Genomic DNA, 11824 nt, shown 5'->3' with positions numbered 1-11824 from the left:
AATGACGCCACCTTCTCGCCGACAGACGCTGATCCAGGCCATGCAGCGACTGGGCTATGCCTTGCTGCTGCCCGTCTCCATCCTGCCATTGGCCGCCCTGCTCCATCGACTCGGCCAGCCAGATGCCCTCGATCTGCCCGTGCTGGTGCTGAGCGGACAGGCCATCTTCGGTCAGATGCCCCTCATCTATGCGGTCGCCATTGCCTTCGGGATTGGTCGCACCGAGCGGGGGGGGTTGGCGCTCTCGGGGGCCGTCAACTTCCTGCTGCTGAGCTCCGCGCTCTCGGCGCTGGCCCCGGGCCTGCATGCCGATCTTGTCTGTGGCATGCTGGCGGGCATCATGACGGCCCTGTTTGGCCCCTGGTCGCCCTCAGTGCCCAAGCCGATACGCCTCTATCTGCCCGGTCCCTGGCAAGGCCCCCTGCTCAGTGCCTTCGTCTGCCTGCTGATCGCCGTGCCACTCTCACTGATCTGGCCAGCCCTGGAGCAGGGGATCAGCCAGATAACCACGGATCTGGGGACCCCCCTTGGCGCCTTCAGTTACGGGGTGCTCAACCGTCTGTTGCTCCCTCTCGGGTTGCACCAGCTGTTGGGCAATCTGGTGACCCTGGGTGCCAGCAATCAGCTGGCCCTGGCGGCGGCACAGCCGCTGCACCAAGGCTATGGCGCCGGTCTCTATCCCATTATCATGTTCGGCTTGCCCGGTGCCTGTTTCGCCATCTGGTTGCACCGTCATCGCCTCCGGCAACTGCCCCACGGTGCCCTGCTGCTGACCCTGGCCCTCACGTCCGCCTGCATCGGCATCACCGAGCCCATCGAGTTTCTGTTTGCCTTCACGGCGCCCTGGCTGTTTCTGGCCCATGCCCTGCTCACCGGCCTGTCGTTCGCCATCTGCAGTGCCCTCGATATCCAGCTCGGCAGTTACTTCTCCGCCGGGTTGCTGGATCTCAGTCTGAGCTATGGCAGCGGGGTGCATGCCTTCTGGATCATTCCCCTGGGGATCCTCTTTTTCGTGGCCTATGCCCTGCTGTTCTATCAGATGCTGGGGCGCTCCCCCCTCAGCCTCTCCAACCAGCAGCTTGTCCCCCAGGAGATGGCCAATGTTCCCCCTGCCGACCCCCAGATGCTGGCCATCCGCTATCTCAAGCTGCTCGGCGGCATGGACAACCTGCAAGCCATCAGCGTCTGCCTGACCCGGCTCAGCATCCGGGTACGCAACATGGAGTTGGTGGATCAATCCCAGCTGCTCAACCTGGGTTGCCTCTCCTGGATAGCACTCAACGAGCATCAGCTGGTATTGGTGCTGGGCCCCAATGCAGGGCTCATCGCGGGGCAGATCCGCATGCTGGCCGAGCGCCAGTCTGTGCCGCTTGGCCTCAAGCCCAATCAGGCGTCGAGCAGCCAGATCCGCTGGTAGGCGCAGTCCCTGAACGTTGCCGGTCGGCAGGGCTTTTGCTAAGGGGTGAACGCCAGTCGCTCGGCGACAAAATCCATCAAGGATCGCAAGGCGGGCGCCAGATGCTCCCGGCTCGGGTAGATGAGATAGAAGGGATTGCTGGGTATGGGGTGCGCTGGCAACAGGCTGACCAGTTTGCCGCTGAGCAACTCATCCCGACAGACATGAGCAGGCAGCAGGGCGATTCCCCCTTCATGAATGGCCAGCTCTCGCAGGGCCAGCAGGCTGTTGGAGAGACAGACTCCCTTTGGCCGCCACCCCTCTGGTTGCAATGGCCACAGGGGCAGCGCACTGTGCACCAGACAGGCATGCCCGCTCAGATCGGCCACGGTATCCGGCCGCCCCGCCCGGGCGAGGTAACCAGGCGCCGCCACCAGGTGACGCGCCACCTGCCCAATCTGCCGGCAAATAAGGCTGGAATCTTTCAGCGGCGCCGCCCGCAGCGCCAGATCGTAACCCTTTGCCACCAGATCCAGCTGTTCATCGCTCAGGGTCAGCTCTATCACCACCTCGGGATAGAGGAGCCGAAACTCGGCCAGTATCTTGCCGAGCAGCAGGGTGCCGGTTGCCTCTGGCGCCGTGATCCTCACCTTCCCTGCCGGCGCCTCACGCAGCCGCGCCATCGCCAGGTGTGCCCCGCGCGCCACATTGAGCAACGCCTGGCAGTGCTCCACATAGATCTCGCCCTGGGGAGTCAGACTGAGGCGACGGGTGGTCCGTTGCAACAGCCGCATGCCGAGCAGGGATTCGAGCCGCGATATCTTCTGGCTCACCGAAGACTTTGGCATGCCGAGCAACTCGGCGGCGGCGGTGAAACTGCCCTGCTCCACCACAGTGGCGAAGATCCCCATCAGCTCTAGTTCTGGATTGTTCATATATTCAAACAGTCTTTACCAATTACCCATCTTAATAGGAATAATTAACCAGACTAGACTGCGAGGCAATCCCAATCTGTCCGACAAGGAATTGCCATGAAAGCCATCGCCCTCACCCATTATCTGCCAAGCGATCATCCCCACTGCTTCATCGAGGCCAGCCTCCCCACCCCCACTCCCGGCCCGCGGGATCTGCTGGTGAAGGTCGGCGCCACCTCCATCAACCCGGTCGATACCAAGGTACGCGCCCCCAAGGATAAAGTGGAGGCCAGCCCACGGGTACTGGGTTGGGATGCGGTGGGTAACGTGGTCGCTGTCGGCAGCGAGGTCACCCTGTTCAAGGCGGGTGACCGGGTCTGGTACGCGGGGGATATCAGTCGCCCCGGCAGCAACAGCGAACTGCAACTGGTCGATGAGCGGATCGTCGCCCTGGCCCCCGCCAGCCTGTCCGATGTCGAAGCCGCCGCCCTGCCGCTTACCGCCATCACCGCCTGGGAGGCGCTGTTCGATCGCATCGGCCTCCAGCGGGACAGCAAGGGGCACTTGCTCATCATCGGCGGGGCGGGCGGCGTGGGTTCCATCGCCATCCAGCTCGCTCGCCAGCTCACCGGGATGGAGGTGATCGCCACCGCCTCCCGGCCAGAAACCCGCGACTGGTGCCTGGCAATGGGGGCTCACCGGGTAGTGAGCCATCACAACCTGCAGGGAGATCTTGCGGCCCTTGGCATCAATCAGCTCGATGCTATCTTCTGCACCAATGCCACCGAACAGCACTGGAGCGCCATGGCGAGCCTGATACGTCCATTCGGCCATATCTGCACCATTGCCGAATCCAATGAGCCCTGGGATCTCGGCCTGCTCAAGGCAAAGAGCGTCACCTTCAGCCAGGAGTTCATGTTCACCCGCTCCCTGTTCCAGACCCCGGACATGATTGAACAGCACAGGCTGCTGAGCGAGGTCAGCCAGCTGGTCGATCAGGGAACAGTGCGCACCACCCTAGGCCAGACCCTGACTGCATTGACCCCAGCCACCCTGGCGCAAGCACACGCAGAGGTAGAAGCGGGACGGATGATCGGCAAACTGGTGATCGACATGGCCGAGTTCGCTTAACCCCTCCCCTAAGTGGGTAGAAATCGCACCATCATGGGGTGATTTCACCAGGGATAGGCACCAAAAGCGTACAGGGAAGCGCACCCCACCTCCCCAGCACGGCTATTTCGTGACGCCCTGACCCCTCGGCGAGCCCCCCTGGCGGCTCAAAGGGCCAACATACGCCATAGCGGACAAAAAAAGGGGCCATCCCGACCGGGATGACCCTAAATACCTGAACGTTGGGGGTAACAATCACACACACATCCTTTGCAGGATAATTTATTGATTGCAGCTACCGTGCCAACTCAATAAAAATGACCCGCTCTGGGTCATTTTTATTGGCCAGTGCGGCCGTGCCCTCCTCGTAGCCTCTCTCCTGGCTGGCTTTCACCAAAAAAAATCGCCACCCGAGGGTGGCGTGAAAGATGACGGAACTTTCCTAGAGCAAAGCAGTAAGGATTAATACATTAACCGTGCCAACCTTGCTGATGGTCCTTGTTTTTCTCTCATGAGAGGCTGACGGACGGAGTCGGCTCCTTTCGGCCGCGGGCAAACCACGACAGCGCAGGCCCGGAATGGTAGAATCCCGCGGTTTCACATTCATGAAGAGTCGACCCCATGCCCTGGATACAAATTCGAATCAACGCCACCGCTAAAACCGCGGACAAGGTGAGCAACATGCTGCTGGGGCGTGGAGCCCAGGCGGTGACCTTTATGGATGCTCAGGATGTGCCCGTCTACGAGCCGCTGCCAGGTGAAACGCCGCTCTGGGGCGAGACCGAGGTGATGGGGCTGTTCGATGCCGAGACGGATCCAGCCCCCACCATCGCCTTCTTCCAGCAGATCTTCGGGGAAGATGTCGGTTACAAGGTCGAGCAGCTGGAAGACAAGGATTGGGTGCGCGAGTGGATGGATCACTTCCACCCTATGCAGTTTGGCGAGCGGCTCTGGATCTGCCCGAGCTGGCGCGATGTGCCCAACCCCGATGCGGTCAACGTCATGCTGGATCCCGGTCTGGCATTCGGTACCGGCACCCACCCCACCACGGCGCTCTGCCTGCAGTGGCTCGATGGCCTGGATCTGACCGGTAAAACCGTGGTCGACTTCGGTTGTGGCTCCGGCATCCTCGGCATCGCCGCCCTCAAGCTCGGCGCCGCCCGGGTCATCGGCATCGACATAGACCCGCAGGCCATTCAGGCCAGCCGCGATAACGCCGAACGTAATGGCGTCGCGGGTCAGATAGAGCTCTACCTGCCTGCGGATCAGCCGGACGGCATCAGTGCCGACGTGGTGGTCGCCAATATCCTGGCTGGCCCGCTGCGCGAACTGGCGCCGCTCATCAAGGGTCTGGGCAAGCCCGGCAGCCTGATGGCACTGTCCGGCGTGCTGGAGAGCCAGGCGCCGGAGCTGGAGACCATCTACGGCCAGTGGTTCGACATGGACCAGACCGCAGTGAAAGAGGAGTGGTGCCGCCTCTCGGGCCGCAAGCACGGCTGATTGAACGGCGGCGGTGCGCAAGCACCGCCCATGGCCAGCGAGTAAACCCACAAGGGCACCGTCAAGTGCCCTTGTTGTTTCTGGCTTTTGCTCCGATCCAGAGCAGGCCCGATTGTTAGCTCACGGTTCTGGATCAGCAGTGCGCCACCGCTCACCCTTCTCCTCGCCATAAAGGGGTAACATCTGCACGCACCGAACCTGCATGCCACCCAACCGACGAGGCCCTCCATGACCGACTACCAGTTGATGATCGACAGCCAGCCTTACAACTGCATGGCCCCCGAGCTCACCGCCTTGCGCAAGACGGCAATGAGCCTCTATCGCCGCTTCAATCGGGAGGACGATGAGGATGCACAGCAGATCCTGCTCAAAGCCCTGGTGGGTGAACTGGCAGAAGGCGCCTTCATCTGCCCGCCCTTTCAGTGCAGCTATGGTCGCCATATCAGCCTGGGGGTGGGCTCGTTCATCAATATGGGGGCCACCCTGCTGGACAATGCCCCGATCCGCATCGGGGCCGGCGTCATGATGGGCCCCAATGTGCAGATCTATACCGCCGCCCATGCCCTGAATGCCGATGAGCGCCTGGCCGGGGTGGAGACGGCACTGCCGGTCACCATAGCAGACAGGGTGTGGATAGGTGGCGGCGCCATCTTGCTGCCAGGGGTCACCATAGGCCGGGAGGCCATCGTCGGCGCAGGCGCCGTGGTGAGCAGGGATGTACCGGCCGGGGCGCGGGTGGTGGGCAACCCTGCCCGCATACTGCCCCCGAGGCAGAGCCACTGACGGGCGGCCAATCCGGGGAGCGCACACTTTTTTTGCCCTCATGTCGCCCACTGGGCCCATGAGGTTGCACCCAAAAAATGAAGCCCAAGGTCACGAAGACGTTGGGCTATATAAAAGGTGCTACGGAATTGCGACTCTCATCGCAGAAAATCAGAAGGCGAGCCTTCTGAACTGGCGACAGGGATGATAACGGGGCGCAAACGTTTTACATAGTGAGATCGACTCATTTTGCGAACTTCCTCTCACTATTAAAAAAAGTGTTTGCTGCCACAGAAAATGCCTTGCTTGCCCCCTTTATTTCCCCTCCCAGCTCTGGTTATTATTTCCGGCTCCATAAAAAAAGCCCTGATAGAACAGGGCTTTCCATTCAAGTCTCATGGCATGCACCATTCACTCAGCTCGCCATCATCAGAAGTGGCGGACGAAATCGGCCAAGGGCAGTTCACGCAGCTTGCGAGCCTCCAGTTGAGGGGTACCCAGGTAGAGGAAACCCACCAGCTGATCCTGCTCCCCTAGCCCCAGCCCTTGACGAATGTGCTCGTCGAAGATAAACCAGCCGGAGCGCCAGATACCATTGAACCCTTGCGCCTGGGCGGCCATCTGCATCGCCATCAGCGCACAACCGGCAGAGAGTTCCTGCTCCAGCTTCGGCACCTTGGGGTGATCCTGAAAACGGCTCGCAACGGCCACCACCAGCGGCGCACGCAGGGGCGCCTGCTCACTCTTGCTGATGCTGTCATCGTCGTCACCACGCAGCCGGGCCGCGTCGCCGAGCAGGGTGCCGAGTCGCTCACGCCCCTCCCCCTCAAACAGGATGAACTGCCAAGGGGTCAGGGTGCCGTGATCCGGTGCGCGCAGCCCCGCCTTGAGGATGTTGTCGAGCGCTTCGCCACTCGGGGCAGGCGTCGTCAGACGGGCACAGGAGTGGCGGTTAAGCAGTAGGGTCAATGCATCCATGTGATGCTCCTTCTGAGTCATGAGGGGCCAGCATAGGCCCCTGTGTCGATAGGGGATCAGAACGGCTTGGAGAGATTGATGCGCCACTCCCAGATATTGAGATCATCCTGCCCTATGCTGGTGTAACCGGCACTGGTGGTCAGGGTGGCCTCGCCACCAATCAGGGTACGCAGCCCCAATCGCATGGTGCCGCTGAGCGGTTCTGTGCGAGCCGAACTGAGATCTCCCGTCAGGATATAGCCATCGTTCGGTCTCTCAAAGCCGTAATCCAGTCCCAGCTCGGCGTAAGGCATCAGCGGCAGACCTATGTCGGTGTAATAGACACGGCTAAATTCAACCGTCCCCGTCATGTTGCCCTGGTTGTAGCTGCCACTCTCATTATCAAGATGCAGCGCCAATCCCTGATAATCACCGCTCATCCGGTAACCCTTGCTGCGGTTGTGGCTGTAGTTGATAGCCAGACGCGGGCGTATTGAGGTATTGGACCAGAAGTACTGACCTGTGGCCCCCAGACTACCGCTCAGCGAGGTCGAGCCATAGTCACCGGAGAGGAACAGCAGATCCTGCTTGTTGTCCATCCAGCCATAGATCAGCGTGCCATCCAGCATCCAGCTGTCCGATACCTGATACGCCAGGTAGGGGCCTATGTTGAAGCCACCGGCCGCCATGCGCATGCCGCCATTGAAGGAGTCCACCTTGCTGTCGACCCGGGAGACGCTAAAGCCGAGGATGGTGTTCTTGTCCAACCGGGTATCGGCTCCCAGGCTGAACACATTGGTTGAGCCCGACATATCCAATCCCTCGCGGTGATCCGAGATGTCGTAATAGACCTCATCCGCCCACAGGTTCCAACGTCGTTCCACAGATTCAGGCTGAGCCACTGGCTGGCCCCCTTGACCTGCGGCCAACTCGGCACGGGTGAAGGGGCAATCCGGGTATTGAGCCTGTTGCTCGGGCGGCAATTTAGCCCGCTCATCGGCCATCACGCACAGGGTCCGCTCGTTCAGTGCTCGCTCGCTTGCCTGTTGGCCCGCGCTCTGCTGACCCGGTAAATAACCAGGCTGCGCCGGGATCGCCGGGGGCGGTAAGCGCCCTTCGGGAATCAAGGTGCCGGGCAGCGGCTGCACGCCGCCCGGCAGAGTGATAAAGGGCCGTTCACCCAAGGGAGGGCGAGTGGGCATCCCCCCCTGCGGCGGCAAGGTTCCTACCGGTGGCTGCACACCTCCCGGCAGGGTCGGCGTTATTCCCTGCGGCGGCAGAGTAGCTACCGGCGGCTGCACGCCTCCCGGCAGGGTTGGCGTTATCCCCTGCGGCGGCAAGGTGCCAACTGGCGGCTGCACACCTCCCGGCAGGGTCGGCGTTATTCCCTGCGGCGGCAAGGTGCCTACCGGTGGCTGCACACCACCGGGCAGGGTCGGCGTTATCCCCTGCGGCGGCAAGGTGGCTACTGGTGGCTGCACACCACCGGGCAGGGTCGGCGTTATCCCCTGCGGCGGCAAGGTGGCTACTGGTGGCTGCACACCACCGGGCAGAGTTGGTGTTATCCCCTGCGGCGGCAAGGTGGCTATTGGTGGCTGCATCGCACCTGGGCGGATGATAAAGGGCCTGTCTCCAAGAGTGGGGCGGCTTGGCATCAATCCCTGAGGAGGTGTAGTCGGCATACCTGGGGTCAACCCCTGCGGCGGCAGAGTGCCCACTGGCGGTTGCACGCCACCGGGCAGAGTCGGCGTTATTCCCTGCGGCGGCAGAGTGCCCACTGGCGGCTGCACGCCACCGGGCAGGGTCGGCGTTATTCCCTGCGGCGGCAGAGTGCCCACCGGCGGCTGCACACCTCCCGGCAGGGTCGGCGTTATTCCCTGCGGCGGCAGAGTACCCACTGGCGGCTGCACGCCACCGGGCAGAGTTGGCGTTATTCCCTGCGGCGGCAGAGTGCCCACCGGCGGCTGCACGCCTCCCGGCAGGGTCGGTGTTATCCCTTGCGGCGGCAGAGTACCCACTGGCGGCTGCACGCCACCGGGCAGGGTTGGCGTTATTCCCTGCGGCGGCAAGGTGGCTATCGGTGGCTGCACGCCACCGGGCAGGGTCGGCGTTATTCCCTGCGGCGGCAAGGTGGCTATCGGTGGCTGCACGCCACCGGGCAGGGTCGGCGTTATTCCCTGCGGCGGCAAGGTACCCACCGGTGGCTGCACGCCACCGGGCAGGGTCGGCGTTATTCCCTGCGGCGGCAAGGTGGCTATCGGTGGCTGCACGCCACCGGGCAGGGTCGGCGTTATTCCCTGCGGCGGCAAGGTACCCACCGGTGGCTGCACGCCACCGGGCAGGGTTGGCGTTATCCCCTCAGGGGGGGCACTGGGCCCGGGTTGGGTGGGTTTGGGGGGCAAAGTTGGCGGAGTGAACTGATTCGGGAAGGTGAAGCGATCCGGCCGCTGATTATCGGAATCGACGAAACGCCTGTCATAGATACTGGTATCGGCATTGGCATAGCTATAGAGAATATGGGTGCCGCCCCACTCCTCCCGCTCCGGGGAGACGGTGAGGTGCAATCCCTTGTGATTCTGAGTCCAGACATCATAGGGTTGGTTGGTCTTGGCGGAGCTGACATCGAATTTGCCGGGCGAGATGGCGGAGAGCCAGACCGAATGTTGCAGATCGGCGGTCCAGCCGAGGAAGATGATCTGCCCCTTGGGATCCGCCTGGCTGGCACCGCTGTGCAAGACCATGGCCATCGTCAAGGCGGTGGCGCTCAGTCGGTAACCCGTCTGGGCAAGGGAGGTGTTGGACTTTTCTTGGCTCATTATTATTTTCCTGCTAACGGATCGGCGGCTCATGTTGAGACCTGCACCGAACAGGGCGTGGGATCCATTCCCGCTACCCTGCAGGACATGACATGTCCTTCATCTAATGGTTCGAACGCTTTTGCAACTTTGCCGTCATGTAACCCCAGGCAGAAGTCGACACAAACTGAATTATTTTGTGACATTGCGCAACATTTAAATGACGCAGCAGCTTAACAGCTAACTATTTGGATACGACAGGACGAGGGGCGCGGGAGGATGAAAAAAAGGGACCTTGCGTCCCTTTGTCATTCGGATGAGTGGCTTCAGATGATGGCAGCCAGTTCGGCTCCCTGACGGATGGCGCGCTTGGCATCCAGCTCTGCGGCCACATCGGCGCCGCCGATGATGTGTACCGGCTTGCCCGCCGCCTGCAACCCCGCTTGCAACTCCCGCAGCGGCTCCTGCCCCGCACAGATGATGACATTGTCTACCGGCAGGCACTGCTCTCTACCCTCTATCACCACATGCAGCCCCTCATCATCGATGCGCTGGTAGTGCACCCCTGCGAGCATCTTGACCTTGCGATTCTTGAGCACGGTACGGTGGATCCAGCCGGTGGTCTTGCCCAGGCCATCACCCACCTTGCTCTCCTTGCGTTGCAGCAGCCAGATCTCGCGCTCGGGTGCGTCAATTTCCGCTCTCATCAGGCCGCCAGGCTCCTTGAGGTTCTTGTCGATGCCCCACTCCTTGAGCCAGTGATCGCGATGATGATCAGCGCTCCCGTCCTTCTTCTTCTCCACCAGAAACTCGGCCACGTCGAAGCCGATGCCGCCGGCCCCGATCACCGCCACCTTGTCACCCACCGGTTTGCCATCGCGCAACACGTCGAGATAATTGAGTACCTTGGCATGTTCGATACCAGGAATATTGGGGGTACGTGGCCGGATGCCGGTGGCGAGGATCACCTCGTCAAAGCCACCGCCAAGCAGGCTCTCGGCGCTCTGGCGCTGGCCGAGATAGAGTTCGACGCCACACTTTTCCAGCCGCCTGGCAAAGTAACGCAGGGTCTCGTGAAACTCCTCCTTGCCCGGGATCTGCTTGGCAAAGTTGAACTGGCCGCCGATCTCGCTGCCCTGATCGAACAGGCTCACCTGATGGCCACGCTCGGCGGCGTAGCAGGCGAACGCCAGCCCGGCCGGCCCGGCCCCCACCACCGCCAGCCGTTTGGCTTGAGGTACCCGGCCAAAGGTGAGCTCGGTCTCGAAACAGGCGCGGGGATTGACCAGGCAGGAGGCACGTTTTTGTTTGAACACGTGATCGAGGCAGGCCTGGTTGCAGGCGATGCAGGTGTTGATCTCGTCCGCCCTGTCTTCGGCCGCCTTGATGACAAACTCGGGATCGGCCAGGAAGGGGCGCGCCATGGAGACCATGTCCGCATCCCCGCCCGCCAATATGTCCTCCGCCACTTGCGGGGTATTGATGCGGTTGGTGGCAATCAGGGGCACCTTGAGGTGCTTCTTCAGCTCGGCGGTGACCCAGCTGAAGGCACCGCGCGGCACGCTGGTGGCGATGGTGGGGATGCGCGCCTCATGCCAGCCGATGCCGGTATTGATGAGGCTGACCCCGGCCTGCTCCAGCGCTTTCCCGAGTGCTATCACCTCTTCCAGGGAGGAGCCCTTCTCTACCAGATCCAGCATGGAGAGACGGAAGATGATGATGAAATCGGTGCCGACCCGCTCGCGAATGGCCCGCACTATTTCCAGCGGGAAGCGCATCCGGTTTTCGCTGCTGCCGCCCCAGCCGTCGCGGCGCTGGTTGGTACGCTCACAGATGAACTGGTTGATGAGATAACCTTCCGAGCCCATTACCTCGACCCCGTCATAGCCCGCCGCCTTGGCGAGGGCGGCGGTCGAGGCGAAGTCCCGTATGGTGCCACGGATCTGCCGTTCGCTCATGGCACGGGGCTTGAACGGGGAGATCGGCGCCTTGAGGGCGCTCGGCGCCAGGCTGAACGGATGGTAGGCATAACGACCGGCATGGAGGATCTGCAGCGCGATTTTGCCCCCCTCACCATGCACCGCCTCGGTTAACTTGCGATGCTTGCCGACCTGCCAGGGGAAGCTGAGCTGGGAGCCATGAGGTACCAGGCGACCACGCAGGTTGGGGGCTATGCCGCCGGTGACGATCAAGGCCACACCGCCACGAGCCCGCTCGGCATAGAAGGCGGCCAGCTTGTCAAAGCCCCCCTTCTCCTCCTCCAGACCGGTATGCATGGAGCCCATCAATACCCGGTTCTTGAGCTGGGTAAACCCAAGATCAAGGGGGGCCAGCAGCTTGGGGTAACGGCTCATCATGCTCTCCTCTTTGAGGCCAGGTGGCATGGGATA

At 62.1% G+C, this 11824-nt stretch carries 8 protein-coding genes; 4 read left to right on the top strand and 4 right to left on the bottom strand.

The window, feature by feature from the left end; genetic code table 11:
- Position 1 precedes the first annotated feature (1 nt).
- Positions 2 to 1417 (top strand): PTS transporter subunit EIIC, encoded by a 1416-nt coding sequence (locus tag KYK33_RS05370; RefSeq protein WP_224432285.1) that lies wholly within the window; start codon positions 2 to 4, stop codon positions 1415 to 1417.
- Positions 1418 to 1455: 38 nt separating this feature from the next.
- Here KYK33_RS05370 and KYK33_RS05365 read toward each other — a convergent pair whose 3' ends face one another.
- Positions 1456 to 2331 (bottom strand): LysR family transcriptional regulator, encoded by an 876-nt coding sequence (locus KYK33_RS05365; RefSeq protein WP_224432284.1) that lies wholly within the window; start codon positions 2329 to 2331, stop codon positions 1456 to 1458.
- A 96-nt stretch (positions 2332 to 2427) separates the two neighbouring features.
- On the opposite strand from KYK33_RS05365, the gene KYK33_RS05360 reads away from it, so the two are divergent.
- From KYK33_RS05360 to KYK33_RS05350, 3 genes are all read left to right on the top strand, one after another.
- Positions 2428 to 3441 carry a zinc-binding alcohol dehydrogenase family protein gene (locus tag KYK33_RS05360; RefSeq protein ID WP_224432283.1) on the top strand — a complete coding sequence of 338 codons (1014 nt, stop codon included), beginning with the start codon at positions 2428 to 2430 and terminating at the stop codon, positions 3439 to 3441.
- 600 nt (positions 3442 to 4041) lie between these two features.
- Positions 4042 to 4920 (top strand): 50S ribosomal protein L11 methyltransferase, encoded by an 879-nt coding sequence (gene prmA / locus KYK33_RS05355; protein ID WP_224432282.1) that lies wholly within the window; start codon positions 4042 to 4044, stop codon positions 4918 to 4920.
- Positions 4921 to 5148: 228 nt separating this feature from the next.
- A complete protein-coding gene (locus KYK33_RS05350; protein WP_042041285.1) occupies positions 5149 to 5703 on the top strand; it encodes a sugar O-acetyltransferase in 555 nt (184 codons plus the stop codon).
- A gap of 408 nt (positions 5704 to 6111) precedes the next feature.
- Here KYK33_RS05350 and KYK33_RS05345 read toward each other — a convergent pair whose 3' ends face one another.
- The 3 genes from KYK33_RS05345 to KYK33_RS05335 all read right to left on the bottom strand — a co-directional run bounded on the left by KYK33_RS05345 (position 6112) and on the right by KYK33_RS05335 (position 11788).
- Positions 6112 to 6660 (bottom strand): NAD(P)H nitroreductase, encoded by a 549-nt coding sequence (locus tag KYK33_RS05345; protein ID WP_042041284.1) that lies wholly within the window; start codon positions 6658 to 6660, stop codon positions 6112 to 6114.
- A 56-nt stretch (positions 6661 to 6716) separates the two neighbouring features.
- Positions 6717 to 9455 carry an autotransporter outer membrane beta-barrel domain-containing protein gene (locus KYK33_RS05340; RefSeq protein ID WP_224432281.1) on the bottom strand — a complete coding sequence of 913 codons (2739 nt, stop codon included), beginning with the start codon at positions 9453 to 9455 and terminating at the stop codon, positions 6717 to 6719.
- Positions 9456 to 9760: 305 nt separating this feature from the next.
- Positions 9761 to 11788, bottom strand: coding sequence for an NADPH-dependent 2,4-dienoyl-CoA reductase (locus KYK33_RS05335; protein ID WP_224432951.1), 2028 nt, complete (start codon positions 11786 to 11788; stop codon positions 9761 to 9763).
- Positions 11789 to 11824: the final 36 nt, after the last annotated feature.

Source organism: Aeromonas rivuli, assembly GCF_020149575.1.
GTDB lineage: Bacteria > Pseudomonadota > Gammaproteobacteria > Enterobacterales > Aeromonadaceae > Aeromonas > Aeromonas rivuli.
The sequence above is the reverse complement of the archived record's forward strand: the minus strand, read 5'-3'. Positions and strand labels throughout refer to the sequence as shown.